Annotated in this window: 19 protein-coding genes; 14 read left to right on the top strand and 5 right to left on the bottom strand. The window is 60.6% G+C overall.

Translation table 11 applies throughout. The features are described from left to right. The first annotated feature begins 81 nt into the window (after positions 1-81). The 3 genes from ATB98_RS19065 to ATB98_RS19055 all read left to right on the top strand — a co-directional run bounded on the left by ATB98_RS19065 (position 82) and on the right by ATB98_RS19055 (position 3,699). Positions 82-990, top strand: coding sequence for a dihydrodipicolinate synthase family protein (locus ATB98_RS19065; protein ID WP_066876273.1), 909 nt, complete (start codon positions 82-84; stop codon positions 988-990). Positions 991-1,076: 86 nt separating this feature from the next. Further along, complete coding sequence (locus ATB98_RS19060; RefSeq protein ID WP_066876271.1) at positions 1,077-2,642, top strand: aldehyde dehydrogenase (NADP(+)); 1,566 nt, start codon at positions 1,077-1,079, stop codon at positions 2,640-2,642. Between the two features lie 157 nt (positions 2,643-2,799). Further along, positions 2,800-3,699, top strand: coding sequence for a DMT family transporter (locus tag ATB98_RS19055; RefSeq protein WP_066876269.1), 900 nt, complete (start codon positions 2,800-2,802; stop codon positions 3,697-3,699). Here the strand turns inward: ATB98_RS19055 and ATB98_RS19050 are convergent. After that, positions 3,681-4,346 carry a GntR family transcriptional regulator gene (locus tag ATB98_RS19050; RefSeq protein ID WP_066876267.1) on the bottom strand — a complete coding sequence of 222 codons (666 nt, stop codon included), beginning with the start codon at positions 4,344-4,346 and terminating at the stop codon, positions 3,681-3,683. The genes ATB98_RS19055 and ATB98_RS19050 overlap by 19 nt on opposite strands. 538 nt (positions 4,347-4,884) lie before the next feature. After that, a complete protein-coding gene (locus ATB98_RS19045) occupies positions 4,885-5,688 on the bottom strand; it encodes a maleate cis-trans isomerase family protein (RefSeq protein ID WP_234781948.1) in 804 nt (267 codons plus the stop codon). A 392-nt stretch (positions 5,689-6,080) separates the two neighbouring features. On the opposite strand from ATB98_RS19045, the gene ATB98_RS19040 reads away from it, so the two are divergent. From ATB98_RS19040 to ATB98_RS18990, 11 genes are all read left to right on the top strand, one after another. Then, on the top strand, positions 6,081-6,926 hold the full coding sequence (locus ATB98_RS19040) for a LysR family transcriptional regulator (RefSeq protein ID WP_066876265.1): 846 nt from the start codon (positions 6,081-6,083) through the stop codon (positions 6,924-6,926). Between the two features lie 256 nt (positions 6,927-7,182). Continuing rightward, on the top strand, positions 7,183-7,947 hold the full coding sequence (locus ATB98_RS19035; RefSeq protein ID WP_066876263.1) for a LamB/YcsF family protein: 765 nt from the start codon (positions 7,183-7,185) through the stop codon (positions 7,945-7,947). After that, positions 7,940-9,547 (top strand): 5-oxoprolinase subunit B/C family protein, encoded by a 1,608-nt coding sequence (locus tag ATB98_RS19030; RefSeq protein ID WP_066876261.1) that lies wholly within the window; start codon positions 7,940-7,942, stop codon positions 9,545-9,547. The genes ATB98_RS19035 and ATB98_RS19030 overlap by 8 nt, the downstream gene beginning before the upstream one ends. Then, positions 9,544-11,253, top strand: coding sequence for an acetyl/propionyl/methylcrotonyl-CoA carboxylase subunit alpha (locus tag ATB98_RS19025; RefSeq protein ID WP_066876258.1), 1,710 nt, complete (start codon positions 9,544-9,546; stop codon positions 11,251-11,253). Before ATB98_RS19030 ends, ATB98_RS19025 begins: the two co-directional genes overlap by 4 nt. A gap of 51 nt (positions 11,254-11,304) precedes the next feature. Continuing rightward, positions 11,305-12,165 carry an urea carboxylase-associated family protein gene (locus ATB98_RS19020; protein ID WP_066876256.1) on the top strand — a complete coding sequence of 287 codons (861 nt, stop codon included), beginning with the start codon at positions 11,305-11,307 and terminating at the stop codon, positions 12,163-12,165. A 231-nt stretch (positions 12,166-12,396) separates the two neighbouring features. Then, a complete protein-coding gene (gene bioB / locus ATB98_RS19015; protein ID WP_066876254.1) occupies positions 12,397-13,383 on the top strand; it encodes a biotin synthase BioB in 987 nt (328 codons plus the stop codon). Further along, a complete protein-coding gene (locus ATB98_RS19010) occupies positions 13,380-14,525 on the top strand; it encodes an 8-amino-7-oxononanoate synthase (RefSeq protein WP_153435720.1) in 1,146 nt (381 codons plus the stop codon). The genes bioB and ATB98_RS19010 overlap by 4 nt, the downstream gene beginning before the upstream one ends. Continuing rightward, entirely contained in the window at positions 14,522-15,157 is a 636-nt protein-coding gene (gene bioD / locus ATB98_RS19005) for a dethiobiotin synthase (protein WP_066876250.1), read from the top strand. Before ATB98_RS19010 ends, bioD begins: the two co-directional genes overlap by 4 nt. Further along, positions 15,154-16,419, top strand: a complete 1,266-nt coding sequence (locus ATB98_RS19000; protein ID WP_066876248.1) for an adenosylmethionine--8-amino-7-oxononanoate transaminase — start codon at positions 15,154-15,156, stop codon at positions 16,417-16,419. Before bioD ends, ATB98_RS19000 begins: the two co-directional genes overlap by 4 nt. Before the next feature lie 2 nt (positions 16,420-16,421). Beyond that, positions 16,422-17,408 carry a beta-ketoacyl-ACP synthase III gene (locus ATB98_RS18995; RefSeq protein ID WP_066876246.1) on the top strand — a complete coding sequence of 329 codons (987 nt, stop codon included), beginning with the start codon at positions 16,422-16,424 and terminating at the stop codon, positions 17,406-17,408. A gap of 32 nt (positions 17,409-17,440) precedes the next feature. Then, the gene (locus ATB98_RS18990; protein WP_066876386.1) at positions 17,441-17,908 is read left to right on the top strand and encodes an aspartate 1-decarboxylase; all 468 of its coding nucleotides are present in this window, start codon (positions 17,441-17,443) and stop codon (positions 17,906-17,908) included. 43 nt (positions 17,909-17,951) lie between these two features. Here ATB98_RS18990 and ATB98_RS18985 read toward each other — a convergent pair whose 3' ends face one another. The 3 genes from ATB98_RS18985 to ATB98_RS18975 all read right to left on the bottom strand — a co-directional run bounded on the left by ATB98_RS18985 (position 17,952) and on the right by ATB98_RS18975 (position 22,269). Beyond that, positions 17,952-18,380: a CopG family transcriptional regulator gene (locus ATB98_RS18985; protein ID WP_066876244.1), complete on the bottom strand. Its 429-nt coding sequence runs from the start codon at positions 18,378-18,380 to the stop codon at positions 17,952-17,954. Between the two features lies 1 nt (position 18,381). Continuing rightward, positions 18,382-20,394, bottom strand: coding sequence for a conjugal transfer protein TraG (locus ATB98_RS18980; RefSeq protein WP_153435718.1), 2,013 nt, complete (start codon positions 20,392-20,394; stop codon positions 18,382-18,384). A gap of 132 nt (positions 20,395-20,526) precedes the next feature. Continuing rightward, complete coding sequence (locus ATB98_RS18975) at positions 20,527-22,269, bottom strand: relaxase/mobilization nuclease domain-containing protein (RefSeq protein WP_066876383.1); 1,743 nt, start codon at positions 22,267-22,269, stop codon at positions 20,527-20,529. Positions 22,270-22,498 lie beyond the last annotated feature (229 nt).

Here is a 22,498-nt window from a genome sequence, read left to right as displayed (position 1 = left end):
ATTATCCAACATTAAAGCTGGACATGTCGCTTGGCTTATGTAGATTGGATCCAGTGTATATCTCATGAAAGGATCGATATCATGGTAAAATGGTCGGGCGTGTTTCCAGCCGTAACAACCAAGTTGGCAAAGGATGGCCAGGTTGACCTTCAAGCCACACAAAGCAGCATCGATCGCCTGGTGAAGGCGGGCGTCTCCGGTGTGATCGTGCTCCCGATGCTTGGAGAAAACGCCTCGATGTCGATGGGCGAGCGCGAACAAATCATTCGCGGTGCAGTCGAGGTGGTGGGCGGCCGGGTTCCGGTGCTCTCCGGCCTCGCCGAAGTCACACTGGAAAATGCCAAGGCCAATGCGAAGCTCTACGAATCGTTCGGCGCCCAAGGCTTGATGGTGTTTCCGAGCCTTGGCTACAAGACGGACGTCCGCGAAACGGCAGAATGGTACAAGGCCATCGCCGGCGCCTCTTCCCTCCCGATCATGATTTACAACAATCCCATTGCCTATGGTGTCGACTGCACGGTCGAGGTTCTCAAGAACTTCGTCGACACGCCGGAGATCGTCTGCATCAAAGAGGAGAGCGGCGACATTCGGCGGGTGACCGACTTGTATGTTGAATTTGGCGATCGCTTTAGCGTCTTCTGCGGCGTCGACGACCTGATCGTCGAAAGCTCGGCTCTGGGAGTGACCGGCTGGGTATCGGGAATGACCAATGTTTGGCCGACGGAGTGCGTGGAACTCTTCAATCTTTGCGCCCAAAACAAATATGCGGAGGCGCGTGAATTGTATCAAGTTCTGACGCCGTCATTCCACCTCGACACGCATGTCAAGCTGGTCCAGTACATCAAGCTCGGCGAACATCTCGCCTACGGTGCTCCGGAATGGACGCGAGCGCCCCGGCTGCCGCTGGTGGGAAATGAGCGCGAGTTCGTGATTTCCACGATCAAGAAAGCTATCGATGCGCTCGCCGAGCGCAACAAGCAGGCTGCCTAACCCTTGGATCTCAATGCCCCGGCCGCGCGTCTCGCGGCCGGGCCAATAAAGCCGACCGCTGACCGCGGGGGCTATCCGGAGGACAGATGATTACCGGCGAACTTCTAATCGGCGGATCAACGCGCCGCGGCTCGGATGGCGAAATCTGGGGGATTGAGGCGGCTTCGGGAAGACGGCTCGAACCAAGCTTTGGCGGCGCCGCACTCGAGGACCTGGAGCAGGCGTGCTTGATTGCGGATCAAGCGTTTGACACATTTCGTAGGACCTCGCCTGAAGAGAGGGCGATGCTCCTTGAGAAAATCGGGTCGAACATACTGGACCTTGGCGATGAACTCATTGATCGCTGTGTTGCCGAGACAGGGCTCCCCCGAATTCGCATAGAAGGTGAACGTAGCCGCACCGTCGGTCAGCTCCAGCTGTTCGCATCGGTGGTACGTGAGGGCGCTTTTCTCGATGTTCGCATCGACAAAGCCATGCCTTCCCGAAAACCGCAGCCTCGTGCAGATCTTCGTCTCACCAACATCGGCGTGGGACCGGTCGGCGTATTCGGCGCATCGAACTTTCCGCTTGCCTTCTCAGTCGCAGGTGGAGACACAGCGTCCGCCCTTGCAGCGGGCTGCCCGGTAATCGTCAAAGCGCATTCAGCACACCCCGGTACGTCAGAACTCGTCGGTCGCGCGGTGCAGTCGGCTGTCAGAGCCTGCGAGTTGCCCGAAGGCACCTTCTCGCTCATCTTTGATTCGAAGCGGGCAGTCTCCCAAGCGCTCGTCGCCAACCCGCGCATCAAAGCTATTGGCTTCACCGGCTCCCGTGGCGCAGGAGTGGCATTCATGCAGATCGCCGCTCGGCGCCCCGAGCCGATCCCGGTGTACGCCGAAATGAGTTCGATAAATCCAGTCATCCTCTTCCCAAGCGCTCTCGCCGCGCGCGGAGCCGAAATAGGCAGCCAACTCGTGGCGGCTCTTACTTTGGGAGCTGGCCAGTTTTGCACGAATCCAGGCCTGATCCTTGCAGTCAATAGCGAAGGATACGACTCGTTCGTAACCGCCGCGCGGGAAGCGATTTCGGCCACGACTGCGGCTACGATGCTGACACCCGCCATCCACAAAGCATATCGCTCTGGCGTCGATCAACTCGTCTCCCATCAATCGGTCACGACTGTCGCGCGTGGGCGCGCCGGCGGGGAAAATCAGGCCCAGGCGGGAATTTTCGAAACCACTGCCGGCGCCTTCCTTTCGCACAGGGAGCTTCAAGACGAAGTGTTCGGTGCCGCAACACTGATCGTCCGTTGCGACGACGCAAAAGAACTCCGCGAGGTTGTCGAACACCTCGAGGGGCAGTTGACGATTGCGCTGCATATCGACCAAGGCGACTACATGTTTGCCCGCGAGCTTACGCCGCTGCTCGAGCGCAAAGCAGGAAGGTTGATTGTCAATGGCTTCGGGACGGGCGTCGAGGTGAGCCATGCAATGGTCCACGGCGGCCCCTTCCCCGCGACCTCGGACGTTCGCACCACCTCTGTCGGAAGTCTCGCGATTGAACGGTTCTTGCGACCGGTGTGCTATCAAGCATTCCCTCCGGAACTTCTGCCGTGTGCTGTATCGGATGCAAACGCGTGGGGAGTTCCACAACGAACCGACCCGGGGACCTAGGCCGGCATGAATGGCGAGGCTTCCGAGCCATCGCCGATTTTTCCGAGTTGCGCGTAGCCCCCAGCCCTCAAGGGTGAGCTGGCGACTGCGGCGCGAGGGATGGACCTTCGATTATGGCAAAGCACGCGATGTGCGCACACCAAGTAGAACGATCTCTATGAAATCGAAGCTGCCGGGATATGTTTTTGCGTTGTCCGCAATCATGCTGTTTGCGACACAGGACGGTTTGTCGAAACATCTCGCAACACACTATCCGCCAATCTTCATCGCGATGATCCGCTATTGGGCGTTCGCCGCATTTGTGCTCGTGGCTCTCGCCAGATCTGAGTCAGGCGTCCGAAAAGCGACTGTCACCAGACATCCTGTCCTTCAGACACTGCGAGGTTTGTTACTCATCGGCGAAATACTGCTCTTCGTCTTCTCACTCACACAGGTCGGGCTTGCGATGACCCAGGCCATCTTCCAGGCGGCACCAATTCTTGTAACCGTTCTTTCGGTTCCACTGCTCGGCGAGAGAGTTGAATGGCGCCGCTGGGTCGCTGTCACGGCGGCATTGATTGGCGTTCTGATAATTCTAAGCCCAAGCGGAGGCGGGCTCAGCGCCTCCCTGCTTCTCCCGCTTACCAGCGCGCTGTTGTTTGCGATTTATAGCGTCGCCACTAGAGCTGTCAGCTACAATGATTCCTCTTCAACGAGCCTCTTCTATACGGCTATAGTCGGCGCCATCGCCATCTCACTGGTCGGTCCGCTCTTCTGGACGCCCGTATTGTCGTCCGACTTGCCGCTGCTGGGTGCGCTGTGCATCTGCGGCGCGCTCAGTCACTACTGCCTCATCCGCGCCTATCGCGTTCTCGAGGCCTCCGAAGTACAGCCGCTCACCTACTTGCAACTCGTGGCCGGCACTGGCATTGCGATATGCTTCTTCGATGAACACGTCTCCTGGAACATGGTTGCGGGCGCTGCAATCGTGGTAGCAGCTGGCGTGTTTATCATGTGGCGAGGGCATCGCTCTGCCAAACTCGATTGTCCTGATAACTCTTATCCGCGTCGCCGCTGAATAGCCGCAAGAACGGCTCGTTCGGATTTTAGAAGATATCCCTCCAATTGTGAGACGGCATGTGCAACGTTGCCGGCCTCGAGGGAAAGCACCAGAGCTTCGTTGAGTTCGACGTACGGCTCATGAAGGTGGGCACCGTCTTCGAGCTGGGCGAACACAAGTCGAAGTTCGGCAAGCAGCAGATCAAATACCGAATTCAGCCGGGGACTGTCGCAAAATTCGACCATCGCCCGGTGGAACTCCATATTCGTGGTTCCAACCTGCTTCCAGTCTTTCTTTAAGCTTGCTCTGCGCCCCTGCTCCGCAAGCAGTCGCATTCGGACGAGAGCAGGGTGACCTTTCGTGGCTGCGCGAATAGCTCCGGTTTGGATGACCGCACGGACCCGGTATATGTCGAGCACCGCGACCTCGTCGGGCGCGACAACGAACACCCCGCGGTTTGGCGTATAAGTGAGTAACCTCTGACTGGTCAAAAGCCGGAACACCTCCCGCAAAGTGTTACGCGAGATGTCAAAATGAGCTGCCATTTGGTGCTCTGAGAGCTTCTGTCCTGGTTCGAACTCGCCAGCTATCAGCAATTCTCGGATTCTTTCGGCGACTGACTCCGCGAGGGATCTATCGTCAGTCGCACTTCCTTCACTCAACATCTCTGCTCACAACTCACCAGTCGCATCTCAGCTATCGTAGAACGATCGCGTGTGCATTATCCGACAAACCGCGTCATCGTACGAACAAAAACACTGTTGTGCAAACGAGCCTGGTAACGACAGAGTAATTGGTCAGGTAAGCGTTCTGGTCTGGATGTCTTCGGACCGACCCCATTCGCAGTCTAACCGCCCGTTGCCATGAGTTTTTACCTGATGCGGCAACACAGCACGTCCATCGGCGTCTTCGCGAGGTGCGGGTGCCCAGCATATTGGAGCTGCGAACGCAAAATGCCGAGGAATCAACGGAACGGCGCGCTGCAGAGCATACGAGGCGCGAATCACAGGGCCGCTTGAATAAACCGCGTGGGCGATCCCGCCGCTATGTGCGTGACGCTAGCTCCGTTACCAACGGAGGCAATCGACTGATTGCTGTTTACTTTGAAACGGGAGGCACGCTCAGGAGATCGAAGCGGATCCCCACGGAACTACATTATGCCCGTAACGCGATGTAGTATTTCATCGCTTTGTGCCACTCGGACTACCAACAATTTCTCATCAGGCGCCCGAATCCTGCAATAGGCTCGTTCCAACCGGCCATCCGCAATGCGTGCCAAAAAGCCGCTTGATTTGAGGTGACGCAGGGAAGACCGGTCGCGGCTTCAATCTCGTCAATTGCATCCAAAGCCTTGGTCGCAGTACAGGAGACGAAGATTGCCTCGGCGTCCTGATGGTTTGTGTTGCGTGCGACCTCGACATAGGCGTCGCGCGGTACGCTTCCAATACCCATATCGGTATCGAACCCAAAGCAACTCACTTGCACCGACTGGATCCCACCCTTGGCCAGCATCCGGACGACATTTTCCGTGTTGGCAGCAGTGTAGGGTGTTATGACCGAAACTCTCTTTGCATTAAGTTCTGTCAACGCGGTGATCGCACCCGTGCCAGGATTGGTAACGTTCACTCCTTGTCGGGCACTGAGAACGAGTTCGGTCACGCGGGCCTCTCCGATAAAAGAGGTTGCCGAAGTGCAGCCGAAAACTACAGAATCAAGCCGTAGCGATGGACACAACAAACGCACCGTGTCAGGAATGCGATCGGCCATCGCTAAGAATGTCCTTTCGGAATTCGGTTGCTCTAAAAGAATGCGGGAAGTGATGAGAGCGACGCGATCATCAGGGATCATTCGAGCAAAGTCCCGATCTACCGCGACGTCGTCGCACAGCGCGATCAGTCCGATCCTGATTTTTTCGCCGTAATTATCTTCCAACCGTCCACCGGGTACCGGAACCTGCCTGATTTCTGGGATGGCTACGTCGGCCAACATCGTGCTCTCTTGTTCCACGAATTTTCTCCTCGACTCCAACCCCAGGCAATGTCGCCAAAGTTTACATCGACATTCCTGCTAGCCGCTAAGCTTCTTGCTTGACCGTTGGGCTGTTATGCGGCCACAGATCGTTTGTTAGTGGAGGGAACCACACAAGGCTTGAAGGCTGAAGTGAATTTAAGTTATTGATTTATGCAGAAATCCAATAAATCAGCATGAGCGACACGAGAGCACGCGGGTCGTTGGCTTTCGTCAGGTCACTGCCAAACTGTGCAACCCGGAAGATTGATTTCTCCGAGCTTGCGGCGCAAGACCGTAGAATTACCAAGTTCCGCCCGACTGTTTGATTTAGCGCGAACAATAGGTACCCTGTTCACAACTGATCGACGATCTCAATAAATGAGACTACGATGGATACTTCCCTTCTCCGGTCTTTTCTTACCGTGTCCGACACGCAAAGCTTCTCCGCAGCCGCCACACGCCTCAACGTGACCCAATCAACTGTGAGTCATCAGATTGCACGCTTGGAGGAACACCTCGGTAAGCAGTTATTCGAGCGAACGACCCGGAACTGCCGAATTACAAATGAGGGCCGCGATCTCATCCCATACGCGATGCGCGTTCTTCAGTCCGTTGAGGAGATGGAGGAAAAATTCAAACCTGGGCTCCTCAGTGGCTCCGTCGTGATTGGAGTTCCAGATGACTACTACTTGTTTGATATCATCGCAGGCGCCTTGCGAGAATTTATGATCGACAAGCCCGGGGTGTCAGTGGAAATGAAAGCGGGCTTGGGAGCGAACCACATCAGGGACCTGCGTGATCGAAACCTAGATGTGGCTTTGATTCGAGAAGTGGGCGGAAATGGCGGCGACATTCTGCGGCATGAGCGAATTGTATGGATCGCCGGGAACAACTGGACACCGCCGCCGAACGGTGCGGTCATTCTAGCTGGAGTCGATGGGCCTTGCACCTACCGCAAAGCCGCGACAGCCGCGCTTGAAGAGAGTGGAATACCTTGGAAGTGCAATTTTACCTGCACGAGCCTCGAAGGAGTCCTTTCCGTTGTGCGCACGGGACTGGCAATATCAGTGGTAAGCGTCGGAGATGCGGCGAAAGATGTGCGGATCATCGATGACCAAACGATCCTTCCACCCCTGCCGATGACTTCCTTGAGCATCAAGTATGCGGAGAAGGAGCCGAGCCTCGCCACCAAAGCGTTGGCGCGGATAATGGCCGACGCTCTTACAAAGATCTAGGTGTGGACGCGAGTTTGAGCCGCTCCTTGGGCGGCATCAAGCTATCCAGGTGGGGAAAGTGGCGACTAACGGGAGATCGCCTGGTAGCCGAGGTCACGTCATCGTCGGCGCCCGCCTCCGTGACGAGACAAGCCACATCGATCGGCGGGGCATTGGCTTGCGAAGCGCGCACCCTCGGGCACGTCGAATTGGTATTGTTCAACAATCGTTATCATGTTATCAGACAAAACTAGATGATGTTCTAGGATGAATTGCGATGACACGCGTCGATCTCAATAGCGACCTTGGCGAAAGTTTCGGTCCCTGGCCAATGGGCGACGATGTAGCGATGCTATCGATCGTCACCAGCGCCAACATCGCCTGCGGCTTTCATGCAGGTGACCCGGCCGGCATCCTGGCCGTCCTGAAGGGAGCTGCACGGCTCGGCGTCTCGGTCGGGGCACATGTCGGCTATCGCGATCTCGTCGGCTTCGGCCGGCGCAATATGGATCCGTCCAGCGAGGAACTGGTCGGCGACACGATCTATCAGATCGGCGCCTTGCAGGGGCTTGCCAAGGTCGCCGGCACGAGGGTCAGCTATGTGAAGCCGCATGGCGCGCTCTACAACACGATCGCCCATGACAAACGCCAAGCGGCTGATGTCATTGCCGCCATCAAGGCTGTCGATCCCTCGCTTGTGCTGATGGCCCTTTCCGGCGCGCCAATCGTCGAACAGGCACGGTCCGCGGGACTGACGGTGGTCTGCGAAGCCTTCGCCGACCGGGCGTACAATGCCAATGGCAGTCTGGTCAGCCGTCGCCTGCCAAATTCTGTCATTCACGATCCCGAACTTGTTGCAAGCCGAATGCTGCGTCTCGTTAGAGAAGGACGTATCACCGCGATCGACGGCACGGCGATCGAGCTAGAAGCACACTCAATCTGCGTCCACGGCGATACACCGGCGGCAGTCTCCATTGCGAGGGCGGTCCGCGACGCGCTGGTCCAAAATGGTCTCGAGCTGAAGAGCTTCATCCATGGCTGAGCGACTTCGGTTTCTTCCCGCAGGCAGTGATGCGCTGCTGGTCGAGCTCGACGATCTCGAGACGGCACTGACTTTGCTAGACGCCCTGCAGGCTGATCGGCCGGACGGCGTCACCGAGCTCATTCCGGCAGCGCGCACCCTGCTGGTGCGTTTCGATGTGCGCCTCACCAATCGGCTTGCTCTGGCCGACATCATCGCACGCATCGATCTGTCCAAAAGATCCAGCCGCCATGGAGAGACCTTCGAGATCCCCGTCACCTATGACGGGGAGGATCTGAACGACGTCGCCGAATTGCTTGGCTGGACCGTCGAGGAACTGACCCGCCGCCATACCGAAGCGACCTATACTGTGGCCTTCACCGGGTTCGCGCCTGGCTTTGCCTATATGACCTCGGATGATCCGGCCTTCGACGTGCCGCGGCGCAAGAGCCCGCGCGTGCGCATTCCCGCCGGCTCGGTGGCGCTCGGCGGCAAGTTCGGCGGCATCTATCCGACCGACAGCCCCGGCGGCTGGCAGCTTCTCGGTCAAACGCCACTGAAGATGTGGGACACTAGCCGTGTGCGGGCGGCCCTTCTTGCGCCTGGCGACCGCGTTCGCTTCCGCGACATAGCGAAAGGTGCTAGCGTGTCGGTGTCGGCACTGCCGGCTGCTTCGGAGACAAGCACTCCGACATCAATCGAGGCGAACGGAATCCTCGTCACCCGGGCCGACCGCCCTGCCCTCTTTCAGGATCTCGGCCGCCGGGGCCAGGCCGGCCAGGGTGTCTCCGAGTCCGGAGCACTTGATCGCCAAAGCCTGATCGAAGCCAATCTCTGCGTCGGCAATCCGCGCGGCGCGGCAGTCATCGAGATTGCCTATGGCGGCTTCGCCATCAAGGCAGATCGGCCGGTGACGCTGGCGATCACGGGAGCACCGGCTCCTATGACTATTCATACCGCCGACGGGCGAAGCATTGGCGCACCTATTGGCCAGCCTTTTGCGCTGGATGCCGGCGACGAGCTGACACTGGAATTCCCGCCGGAAGGCACGCGCAGCTATATGGCGCTCCGCGGCGGCTTTGCCGTCGAAAAGGGTCTGGGCTCCGCCGCAACTGATACTTTGGCTAAGGTCGGCCCCTCTCCGATCGCAGCTGGCGATGTGCTTGCGCCCGGGGCCGAAGCGGTCACGGCCGTTGATCCCAATAGTCCCAAGTCAACGCAACTGCCGAAGGCAGGCGACACGGCCACGCTCGATGTCGTACTAGGCCCTCGCACGGACTGGTTCACAGACCGGGGGCTAACCACACTGCTGACACAGGAATGGCAGGTGACGGCAGAATCGAGCCGGGTCGGCGTGCGCCTTGCCGGCGCAGAGCCGCTGGAAAGAGCCGATGCATCGGAGCTGCCATCTGAGGGCACGCCGCTGGGCGCCATCCAGGTTCCTCATAGCGGCCAGCCCGTGCTCTTCCTCGCAGACCATCCGCTGACCGGTGGCTATCCGGTGATCGCCGTGGTCGCTTCTCATCATCTCGATCTCGCCGGCCAAATTCCGATCGGCGCGAAGATACGCTTCAACGCCATTGCACCCTTCGACCCGCTCCTCAGGGACACAGCCCGATGAAGAAACTCCTGATTGCCAATCGCGGCGAAATCGCCATCCGCATCGCTCGCGCCGCCCGTGACTATGGCATTGCCTCGGTTGCCATCTACTCCGATGCAGATGCCAACTCGCTCTATGTCGAGCTCGCCGATGAAGCCTATGGACTCGGCCCAGGTCGCCCCGCCGATACCTATCTAAACATCGAAAAGATTCTCGGCATCGCTCGCACGTCCGGCGCTGATGCCGTTCACCCCGGCTATGGCTTTCTGTCCGAGCGCTCGGAGTTCGCAAAGGCTGTGATCGACGCCGGCCTCACCTGGGTCGGCCCGGCCCCTGATGTCATTACCGCCCTTGGCGATAAGGTCGAGGCCCGCCGGATCGCCGCCAAGGTCGGCGCGCCGCTCGTCACAGGCTCAGATGGTCCGCTCAACTCGGCTGCCGAAGCCATTGCCTTTGCAAGGCAGGTCGGCATGCCGCTGGCGATCAAGGCAGCCTTTGGCGGCGGCGGCCGCGGCATGAAGGTCGCGTGGAAGCTTGAGGAGGTCGGGGAACTGTTTGACTCCGCCGTGCGCGAGGCGACCGAAGCCTTCGGCCGCGGCGAGTGTTATGCCGAGCAGTTCCTCGACAAGCCGCGCCACATTGAAGCGCAGGTGATCGCCGACAGCCATGGCAACACTGTCGTTCTCGGCACACGCGATTGCTCGCTGCAGCGGCGCAACCAGAAACTTGTCGAGGAAGCCCCCGCTCCCTTCATCACCGAGGATCAGCGTGCCCGTATTCACGATGCAGCGCGCGCGATCTGCGACGAAGCCGGCTATACGGGTGCGGGTACGGTCGAGTTCTTGCTTTCCGGCAACGGCGTCATCTCCTTTCTCGAGGTCAATACGCGGCTCCAGGTCGAGCACCCTGTGACCGAGGAGACGACCGGGGTCGATATCGTCATCGAGCAGCTGCGCATCGCAGACGGTCTGCCGCTGTCGGTCACCGAAACCCCTCATCCACGAGGACATACATTCGAGTTCCGGATCAATGCCGAAGATCCGGGCCGCGGGTTCCTCCCGACGCCGGGGCTGGTCAAGCGCTTTCGGGCGCCGGCCGGTCCCGGAGTTCGGCTGGATGCCGGCGTTGAGACGGGGTCGGAGATCTCGGGGCTCTACGATTCGATGATGGCCAAGCTCATTGTCACCGGCGCAAGCCGGGAAGAGGCACTGATCCGCGCTCGCCGCGCGCTGGCCGAGTTCGAGATCGAAGGTGTCGCCTCGGTCCTGCCCTTCCATCGGGCAGTGCTCGAAGAACGCGACTTCACCGGCGAGGACGGCTTCAAGGTGTACACCAACTGGATTGAGACCGCTTTCCGCGGTATCGAGCCGGCGCCGCGCGTCGATCCCGTGGAGGGCGGCTTCATTCGCAGCTTCATCGAGATCGATGGAAAGCGCCATGCGATCGGGCTGCCGGGAGCCCTGTTCTCTGGAATGGCCGCTCCGCAGGCAACTGCGGGATCCGCCGGTCCTGGCAACGCCAATGCGGTTACCGCGCCGATACCGGGCACGCTGCAGAAATGGCTGGTGGAGGATGGCGCCGAGGTCAATGACGGCGAAGCAGTTGCGCTCGTCGAAGCCATGAAGATGGAGACGCGTGTGCACGCTCCTAAGGCCGGACGCATCAAGTTCACCGCTAAACCCGGAACAACGGTGGCGCTGGGCGCAGAACTGGCGACCATCGGCTGACACAGAAAGATATCCGCCGCTCGCGGCGAGACAGACAGAACGGAGAACTGAATGAAGCCCAACCCGATCACCGCGGCGCCGATGGATGCTGCCGCACGCAAGTCGATTAAACCAGTTATCTGCTACCCAACGGACACGCTGCCCCGTCCTGATCTGTCCGCCTATCGGGCGCTTCGCGACGACATGGAACTGATCGAAACGGTCATCATTCCGCCGCGCGATGCCGCCACCTGGGAAGTTCCGGCCAGTCACTTCTGCCGTCTTGTTTGCCCGGAAGGGCCGCAAGTCGGTGACCTCAACCTCTTCAACCTCAATAATCTCAACGAGCGCTTCTATAGCGGCAAGACGCGTGCGCTCAACGGCACGCATGTGGGCCTTGGCGATCAGCTGTTCTCGAATTTCCCCTACATGCGCCCGATCGCCACCATCACCCACGACACACTCGATTGGTACGGCTTCGACGAGTTCGGCGGTTCCGTCCATGACGTGATCGGTACCCGCTGCGATCCCTATACCCACAATCTCCTGAGCCATGACGGTCAGTATCACCACTGCTGCCACTCCAATCTGACGCGGGCTCTGGCCAAGAAGACCGGGCTCTCACCGGAATTGGCAGAACCGCACGTCCACGACGTGCTCAACCTCTTCATGTGCACAGGTTTCACCCGCGATACCGGTCAGTACTTCATGAAGGCGAGCCCGGTCCGTCGCGGCGACTACCTCGAGTTCTTCGCCGAGATCGATCTGCTCGGCTGCATGTCGGCCTGCCCGGGCGGTGATTGTTCCTCGGAGCACTCCTCCGATACGGCAGCTTGCTTCCCACTGGCGGTCGAGATCTACAAGCCAAAGAGATTGCCTCAAGGTTGGCAGGCACCGCCAGTGAACGGCTACGATCGGAGCCACGGCTTTTAAGTCTACGCAACACCTGCGACGTGCGGTCCGAAGACCGTGCCTGTGCGTTTTGCCTGGCCACCGATCGCAGAGTGGCTTCCGGTCCGCTCTGGTCGCGGGCCTCCTAAGGTTGCCGGCGAATTCGAATTCGCCGGCAGGGTGGTTGCAAAATGCTGCACTGCAAAATTTATAGATAAAATATGAGATTATCTACCAAGGGTGAGGAGGCCGGAGGTGACATCGAGTTCTCAAGTGCAGAATGGCCGGCAAATTGGAGGCGCCGCCGCCAGCCGTGCGGTCGACGTTGAAGATGCAACCACCATCTATAATCTTCCGTTCAACGACCTCCTCTTCCGTGCCCAGAAGATCCATCGCGAGAATTTCGACCCCAATGCCATCCAGATGAGCCGTCTCCTGTCGATCAAGACCGGCGGCTGCGCCGAGGATTGCGGCTATTGCAGTCAGTCCGCCCATTATCCGACGGGTCTCAAGGCGTCGAAGCTGATGGAAGTCGAGCGCGTGCTGTCCGAAGCGCGCAAGGCGAAGGAAGGCGGCGCGACGCGCTATTGCATGGGTGCTGCCTGGCGCAATCCGAAGGACCGCGACATGGACGCGCTGGTCGCCATGGTCAAGGGTGTGAGGGCGCTTGGGCTGGAAACCTGCATGACGCTCGGCATGCTGACGCCGGAGCAGTCGGCAAGGCTCGCCGATGCCGGGCTCGACTACTACAACCACAATGTCGATACGTCCGAGCGCTACTATTCGGAGATCATCACCACCCGCACGTTCGAGAACAGGCTGGAGACGCTCGCCAATGTCCGCGATGCCGGCATCAAGGTCTGTGCCGGCGGCATTCTCGGCATGGGCGAAACGGTCGAGGACCGCATTTCGATGCTGGTGACACTCGCCAGTCTGCCGTCGCCGCCGGAAAGCGTGCCGATCAACATGCTGATCCCGATCCCCGGCTCAAAGCTTGCCGATGCGGCGCCGGTCGATCCGATCGACTTCGTCCGCACCATCGCGCTTGCACGCATCCTGATGCCGAAGTCGCATGTCCGCCTGTCGGCCGGTCGCACCGACATGAGCGACGAGATGCAGGCCCTCTGTTTTTTTGCCGGGGCCAACTCCATCTTCGTCGGCGACACGCTGCTGACAGCCGACAATCCCGGCGAGGATCATGACGCCGCACTGTTCCGCCGGTTGGGGCTGAAGCCGATGCAGTTGGGGCCGACGCCTTGAAGCTGTCGGCACTTCATCCCTATGAAGTAATGCTGGCCGGACTCGAGCGAAAGTCGCGGCTTCGGACTCTTGCGCCGAGGCAAGGCATAGATTTCACGTCCAACGACTATCTCGGACTTGCCAATTCACCGCGCCTGAAGGCGGCGATATCGGCGGCGATCGAGCGAGGCGTACCGGCCGGCGCCGGCGGCTCACGCCTGCTGCGTGGCAACCACACCGAACACGAGGCGCTCGAAGCGGAGGCGACAGCCTTCTTTCGTGTCGAAAAGGCGCTTTATTTCAGCAGCGGATTTACCGCCAATGTCGCGCTGTTTTCATCCTTGCCGCAGCGCGCCGACCTGATCGTCCACGATGCCTTGATTCACGCCAGCGTCCATGACGGCATAGCGGCGGGCAAGGCGCAGGCGGTTGCAGTTCCGCACAATGACGTCGACGCCTTCGATCAGGCAATCTGCAGGTGGCGGCAGGCGGGTGGCAAGGGCTGCCCCTGGATTGCCGTCGAGAGCCTTTATTCGATGGATGGAGATTATGCGCCGCTCCTCGCCCTGGCGGACGTCGCCGAGCGACACGACGGTTTCCTCGTCGTCGATGAAGCGCATGCCACCGGTGTCTTCGGTACTGGCGGTCGCGGCCTCGCCTCGGCACTGGAAAGCCGCGGCTACGTGCTCGTCCTGCACACCTGCGGCAAGGCGCTCGGCGTCTCCGGTGCGCTCCTGGGTCTGCCGTCGACCCTTGCCGACTATCTGATCAACCGCGCCCGCAATTTCATCTATTCGACGGCGCCGTCGCCGCTGATGGCAGCGGCCGTGCGGGAAGCTTTGCGCATCCTCGTTGACGAACCTGAACGGCGCGCTCGCCTGGAAGATCTCAGGAATTTTGCCGCAGGGCATCTTCAACTGCTGCTCGGCATCAGGCCGAGTGTTTCACAGATCCTGCCCGTCGTGATCGGCGACAACGCCCGGTCGCTGCGGATTGCCGAGCGCATGCGGGCCGACGGCTTCGGCGTGCGCGCCATTCGGCCACCAACCGTGCCGGAAGGCACCGCACGCCTGAGGATTTCCATTACGCTCAATGTCAGCGAAGACGAGATTGCGGAGATGGTGCAGGCCTTGGCGATTGCCATCGAGGAGGGCAAGCCATGACCCGTTTTGTCGTGTCAGGAACCGACACGGGCGTCGGCAAGACGATTTTTTCCGCCGCACTGACGAACGCGCTGGACGGCTACTACTGGAAGCCGGTGCAATCCGGGCTTGATGAGGAAACCGATAGCGAGGCTGTTTTACGGATCGGCGGTGTGCGGCGCGATCGGGTGTTCCCTGAAGCCTATCGGCTTGCCACACCTGCTTCGCCACATCTCTCAGCCCGTCTCGACGGTATCGTGATTGACCCGGCAACTATCGTGCCGCCGGTGACCGATCGCCCCTTGATCATCGAAGGAGCCGGCGGGCTGCTGGTTCCGCTTTCCGATGATCTCGTCTTCGCCGATGTCTTTGCCCGTTGGCGCATTCCGGTGATCCTGTGCGCCAGGACCTCGCTCGGCACGATCAATCACACGCTGCTCTCCCTGGAGGGGCTGAGACACCGCGCCATACCGATCTTGGGTATCGCCTTCATCGGCGACGAGAACAGCGAGACCCAACGTATCATCGCCGAGCTGGGCGGGGTGCCCATCCTTGGACGGCTGCCGCTGTTGCCCAGCCTTTCCGCTAAAGCGCTCGGCCGGGCATTCCGCGACAATTTCGAGGTCGCATCCTTCGTGGAGGTGTCCGCATGACCCGTTCGGCCGTCTGGCATCCGTTCACCCAGCATGCGCTGGAGCCGCCGATGAAGCGCATCGCCGCAACCGAAGGCGCATATCTGAGCGATGAGGATGGCAACCGTTTCCTCGATGCGATCTCCTCCTGGTGGGTGATCACGCATGGCCACCGTCATCCCGCCATCATGCACGCGATCCGTACCGCGACCGAATCCTACGACCAGATCATCTTCGCCGAATTCTCACATGAGCCGGCCGAGACACTCGCCCAGGGATTGATTGAGATCGCCCCACCCGGCCTCACCCACGTCTTCTACTCCGACAGCGGCTCGACTTCGGTCGAGGTAGCGCTGAAAATGGCGCTCGGCTACTTCCACAACAGGGAAGAGCCGCGCGACCGCATCGTCGTGATGGAGCACAGCTATCACGGCGACACGATCGGTACCATGTCGACCGGAGAGCGTGGCGTCTTCAATGCGGCCTATGAACCGCTGCTGTTCGCTGTCGACCGGCTGCCGTTTCCGGAAGCCGGCCGCGAAGAACAGACGCTCGACGCCCTTGAGGCGTTCTGCCGTTCAGGTCGTGTCGCGGCCCTAATCGTCGAGCCTCTGGTCCTCGGCGCTGGCGGCATGAAGATCTACAATGCAGGCGTGCTTGCAGGCCTTAGGGAGATCGCAACCCACCACGGTTGCCTCTTCATCGCCGATGAAGTGATGAGCGGCTGGGGCCGGACGGGGACGATGTTTGCCTGCGAGCAGGCAGATATTTCGCCAGATATTCTCTGCACTTCCAAGGGGCTCACCGGCGGTTCCCTGCCGCTTGCCGCTACGCTCTGCACCGCCGAAATCTTCAACGCCCATCTGTCGACCGACCGGCGCAAGACGTTCTTCCATTCGAGCTCTTACACCGCCAACCCGATCGCTTGCGCGGCTGCCGTCGCCAATCTCGAGGTCTGGCGGAACGAACCCGTCGCCGAACGCATCCGAAGTCTCGAGCTGCTGCATCGGCAGAATCTCAAGCGACTCGAAGGCGACGAACGTTTCGCCAATGTCCGGCAGGCTGGGACGATCGCGGCGCTCGATCTTGTCGTGCCGGCTGGCGGCTATCTGGCTGATGTCGGGCCTCGCATGCGATGGCTGTTCCGCGAGCGCGGGCTGCTCATCCGTCCGCTCGGCAACGTCATCTATCTGATGCCGCCCTATTGCGTCACACCGGACGAACTCGCTCATGCCTATGACGCCATCGACGAAGTGGCGTCGATCGTTCTCGGAAAGGCCTGACAATGCAGATACGGTCTTCTCGTCTCGCCGGTTTCGGGCATGCCGCGCCGCCGCGCCGCGTCGACAATGCCGAGATCGAGGCACGCCTCGGGTTAGGGGCCGGTTGGATCGAGCGCCGCACCGGCATACGAAGCCGTCACTGGGCCGGAGACGGCGAGACTTTGAGTGGCCTTGCTGCCGAGGCTGGACGGATGGCGCTTGAAGATGCCAGGATCGACAGTGAAAAGATTGCGCTGACCCTGCTGGCAACCTCGACGCCGGATCATCTTCTGCCGCCGTCGGCGCCGCTTCTCGCACACCGGTTGGGCCTTCAACGATCGGGTGGGATCGATCTCGCCGGCGCTTGTTCGGGTTTTCTCTATGCGCTCACACTCGCGGACGGCTTCGTCCGCGCGCATGGGCGCCCTGTGCTGGTGATCGCTGCCAATATTCTCAGTCGCCGCATCAATCCCGCCGAGCGGGCGAGCGCAGTGCTGTTTGCCGATGCCGCCGGCGCCATCGTGCTAACGCCCTGCTCTGACCCGCAACGCGGTCTCATTTCCGCCAACCTGGCATCGGATGGAAGCGGCTATGACCTGATCCACATCCCGGCTGGCGGCAGCAACCGCCCATTCTCCCCGGATACACCTGGCGAAGACTATCTGATGACCATGACAGATGGCCGCGAGGTCTTCTCCCGCGCCGTCGCGCTGATGACCCGGACGTCAAAGCAGGTGCTTGAGCAAGCAGGGATTCGCGCAAGAGATGTCGATCGTTTTGTTCCGCACCAGGCTAATGCACGCATGTTTGACGCCGTCTGCGGCAATCTCGATATCGACCGCGAGAAGACAGTCAGCACCATATCGACGTTCGGCAACTCGTCCGCTGCGACCATCCCGCTGTCTCTTTCCATCGCGAATGAACAGAAGCGCATTTCGTCGGGCGAAAAGCTGTTGCTCACAGCTGCGGGGGCTGGGCTGACCGGAGGGGCCGTCTTGCTCTGCGCATGAATGAAGAACCTCACCAGTTCGGAGGACAATCGGTGGAGAAATATGTAGGCGCAAAACTTCATGGTTTGCGGGTGACTGACGCTAAGCTCGACTATCATGGCTCGATCACTATCGACGCGGACTTTTGCCGCGAGGTCGGGATCAAGCCGCTGGAGTATGTCGAGATCTGGAACAAGATGTCGGGCGCGCGGATCAGCACTTACGTGCTCTATGGCGATGCGGGTTCCCGATGCTGCATCCTGAATGGTGCTGCGGCCCGCACCTGTCAGCCGGGCGATGAAGTCATCGTGGCCTCCAGCTTCTTTGGTGAGATCGACGACATCATTGAACGTCAGCCGCGGGTCCTGGTGTTCGGCCCCGAGAACGAAATCATCGACCGGATTACCTATGTGGTCACCCGTCGACCCGACGGATCTCTGGATATGGCGGTGACGACAGAATTGGCCAGCAGTGATTACGGCTACCCACGATCGCTAGCAAATGGCAGGGCAGGACTATGATGGTACATCATGAGTGAAACGGGAGGCAACAGCTTGGCCTCGTTCAATCATTGGAGGTGAATTCGTGGGCGAGCTCTTGCCGGATCCGGGTCCCTTTCGCCAATCGATGTCCTAAGGCCTCAATGAACTTCTCGTAGCGTTCCGCTCCCTTCGCGCGCGCTACAGCCTGTGCATTCTCGGGCAGAGGAACAATCGAGTTCAGCCAGGAGCGGATAAACAGTGCGAGCGTTTCGTTTGTGATCTCCAGGTCTCGCTCCATCCGCTGAAGGTTCCGGTCCAGGCGGTCCAGGCGTTTGACGATCACCGCTTCCTTCCGCTCATCGGCGTCTGGTGAGAGGAAGGACGCAATGGCAGCTTCCGCAATCAACGAAGCCGATTGCTCCCGCCGATCGGCGAAGTCGGCAAGCCGCCGCTTCAGGTCGGGATCCAAGTATACCGACAGGCGCTGCTTCTTTTCCGGGCTTACCGCCATCTCAAAGCTCCACGCCGTCCTTCGGGTCCATGGACGCTTGGCGTGCCACTTGACGCATACGACGCGTCAAGGACTGTCCCGAGAGAGCGTCCCGTTCGGGTTCGTCGGCATCGAGGTCGAACTCATTGAAAGAGGTCGTATCCGCTTCGGGTACGATGTCCTTATGCGCCTCCAAACCAGGCTCCCGACGAAGGCCGGCGTTCGCCTCGTCGTTAGTTGCGCTATCCGACGGAACGCCTGCAGCACCGAGCGCGCGTTCATCGGTGCGCTCGTTCTCTGCCGAAGGGGCCGCACTCGACCAATCATCCGCAGGCGGAGGACGGTCGCCGGGCTCGTCGCTTGCGGGTACAGGCAACACCCGCTGCTTCAACCGCACATCCTCGTAGTAGCGCGCCTTCTTCGTTCGGATCGGCGGTATGCCGGCGACCATGACGATCTCATCATCGGGCGGAAGCTGCATCACTTCGCCTGGCGTCAGCAGCGGCCGCGCGGTCTCGGAGCGTGAGACCATCAGATGTGAGAGCCAAGGCGCCAGCCGGTGGCCGGCATAATTCTGCATCGCCCGCATTTCCGTCGCGGTGCCGAGCGAATCCGACACACGCTTGGCGGTGCGCTCGTCATTGGTAGCGAAGCTCACCCGCACATGGCAGTTGTCGAGGATCGAGTTGTTTGGGCCATAGGCCTTTTCGATCTGATTAAGGCTCTGGGCAATCAGAAACGCCTTGATGCCGTAGCCGGCCATGAAGGCGAGTGCGCTTTCGAAGAAGTCGAGGCGGCCGAGCGCCGGGAATTCGTCGAGCATCATCAGCATGCGGTGTCGCCGCTCACGTGCGTGCAGATCTTCCGTCAGCCGTCGGCCGATCTGGTTGAGAACGAGGCGGACGAGCGGTTTGGTCCTCGATATATCGGACGGCGGCACGACCAGATACAGCGTCGCTGGCTGCTCCCCTCCCACGATATCCGAGATGCGCCAATCGCATTGGCGCGTGACCATTGCGACGACCGGATCCCGATAGAGCCCAAGGAACGACATAGCGGTAGACAATACGCCGGAGCGCTCATTGTCGGACTTGTTGAGGAGTTCCCGGGCGGCACTGGCGATCACCGGATGCGGCCCCTTCTCTCCAAGGTGCTGCGTCGTCATCATCGCCGACAGTGTGGCTTCGATCGGCCGGCGCGGGTCGGAGAGGAAGGCCGCGACGCCGGCAAGCGTTTTATCCTTTTCGGCATAGAGGACATGCAAGATCGCACCGACAAGGAGCGAGTGGGAGGTCTTCTCCCAATGGTTCCGCTTTTCGAGCGAACCTTCGGGATCGACCAGAACATCGGCGACGTTCTGGACGTCCCTCACCTCCCATTCGCCTTTTCGGACCTCCAGCAGCGGATTGTAGGCAGCCGAATTCAGGTTCGTCGGATCGAAGAGCAGCACCCGACCGCGCCTGGCGCGGAAGCCGGCTGTGAGCTCCCAGTTCTCGCCCTTGATGTCGTGGACGATGGCCGAGCCCGGCCAGGTCAGCAGTGTCGGCACCACAAGCCCGACGCCCTTCCCCGATCGGGTCGGGGCAAAGCAGAGAACATGCTCCGCGCCGTCATGGCGAAGATAGGCGCCGTCGTAGCGGCCGAGCACGACGCCATCATCGCCGAGCAGCCCTGCCTTCTCGATCTCCTCGCGCTCGGCCCATCTGGCGGAGCCGTAGGTATGAACGTCCTTGGCTTCACGCGCCCGCCAGATCGACATGGCGATCGCAGCTGCAATAGAGAGCAGGCCCCCGGATGCGGCAATGGCTCCGCCTTCCAGAAAGATATGCGGCGCGTAGGCGTCATAGAAGTACCACCACCACAAGAGCGCCGGCGGCGGGTAGAGCGGCACACCTCCAAGCTCGAACCAGGGCGAACCCAACTGCGGCTGGAAACCGAGCCGCCACGCCGTCCATTGCGTCGCCGCCCAGACCATGGTGAACACGATCAGGAGGACGACGAGGATCTGACTCCAGAGGACGCGTGTGGCTGGCAATTGGATGGTTTCCCTTCCGAGGATGAAGCAGGTTCGGCAGTGGAAAACCAATGCGCAGGGCATTGCAACGCGCGCGAAGACAGGTCTCGCAACGGGGCGAAATGCATCGCAAAAATACTTGTCGCTTGCGCTTCAAAGTCCAAGGCCGCGCTTGCGGCCAAAGCTCCAGTCGACGCCCGCGTCGGCGCGGGCGACGCCAGAGATATGTTTGCCTAGATGCTTCTCGATGGACGGTGTCCAGGGGACCAGCTTGAAGCCGAGCCCGTCATCGACCATGGCGAAGCGGCCTGACGCGAGCACGAAGCGCTGGCGATAGGTTCCTGCGACATAGTCACCCTGCCCCGCCTTCTGGAACGGCAGGCTCGTCTCCCGGGAAATCTTGTCGCCAAGCGCATCGACCTCCCGCTCTCGCAGGGTGGCGAGAAGATTGCGGGCAAAGATGACCCTGCCTGCCTCGCGCCGCGCCAGTCCCTCGTCGATCAGATGCTCGGTGCGCGCTTCCATCGCCTGTCGCACTTCGAGCCCGAAGCCACCACCGAGCTCGCGAGCCACTCCGCCGATCAGTTGCCGGTCGAGCCAAGTTGTCCCGCCCGCCTTGATCTGTGCCTCGAGTGCGAGATCGGAGCGGACGGCAAGCGCCGCCCTGCTCTCGCCCTTGGCGTCGTCGAAGACACGCAGCTCGACAATCGATCCGGGCGCACTATCGCTGGTCGCTTCCAGATCGGGAAAGCGAATGTGATGGACGCGGCCGTCTATGCCGTCGACCACGGCAAAGGCCGTGCCCTTGAGCTCATCATCATGCCCCCGTTCGACCAGGCGACCGATGATCGGCGATCCATCACGCTCGCCGGCGAGCACATAGTTCGCGGTAACGCGCTCGATACCATGGTCGGTCAGCGCCCTGTGCATCCGCTTGATGATGTCACCCCGAGCCCCAAGCTCTCTCAACGTCGCTTCCGCCTCATCGCTGAGGATCCACTGGCCCCCGCCGACGGATTGGGCAAGCCCAAGGCGCTCAAGATATCGAAGCCGCCCGATCTTCTGGACCTGGTATGCATCCGGCTGCCGGTCCAGCGACGGCGCGACATCGATGACGCCGTTCGGACCGGCGTCGGCTGCGAGTTGGCGATCGAGCGCAGTCCAGTGGTCCGCCTCGACCTGGCGCTCGACGGCGCGGGCGATATCGCGCTCTGTTCGTGGTCCGAGTTCCTGCGTGATGAGGTCCTGGGCGCGGTCGCGCAAGCCGGAGCGGATATAGTCGCGGTCGATGACGAGATCCTGCCCGTCGTCGGTCCGACCGCGCAGGATGACATGGACGTGCGGATTGTCGGTGTTCCAGTGATCGACACCGACCCAATCGAGCTTGGTGCCGAGATCCTTCTCGGCCTGGCGCATCAGTTCGCGGGTGAAGCGTTTCAGGTCCTCCAGGTCGACGGCATCTTCCGGCGAGACGATGAAGCGGAAATGGTGGTGATCTTCCTCTGAGCGCTCCGCGAGCGCCCTGGCGTCGACGCTGTCGCTTTCGGGTCCGAACAGCCTAGCCTTTTCGCCGTCACGGGTGACGCCGTCGCGGCGGAGATAATCGAGGTGACGGGCAAGCGGAGCCGCCTTTCCCTTGTTGCGGACTACGCGCGCCTTGACGGTGCAGAGCCGTGTGCGGCTGGTAATTAGCCGATTGGCGCGGACGCTGGCGACACGGCCGCGCGCGAAGCTCGGGCTTCGGCCCTTTCCCTTGATGATCCTGCCGGAGGGGGAGACGCGCCCGCCAGCCTTCTCGACGGCCGCGAGCGCCTGGGCAATGAAGGGCTTCGCACGCTGGTTTCTGGAGGAGCGGATGCGGCCAGGCCGCACGCGGAAATCATCATCCCTGTTCATCAGCAAATCCTGCGCGATGTGCAATTCCCATTGATATTCCTAGGCAATTGGCCGGTGCGCACATCGCGTGTCTCGTGGACGAGGTGCGCAGATAGCCAAAAAACCCAATCATAACAACCGACCGTCCAAGCCGCGATGTGCGGCCTTTTATCTTGCCATACCCGGTTGCTTTCGCGGCACCCCCACACTCTTCCGCAACGGATACGATCTGCATCACTGCAGCACGCCA

Source organism: Sinorhizobium saheli, assembly GCF_001651875.1.
Classification (GTDB): Bacteria; Pseudomonadota; Alphaproteobacteria; order Rhizobiales; family Rhizobiaceae; genus Sinorhizobium; species Sinorhizobium saheli.
Note: the sequence above shows the minus strand (reverse complement) of the source record. Positions and strands in the feature narration are given on the sequence as shown.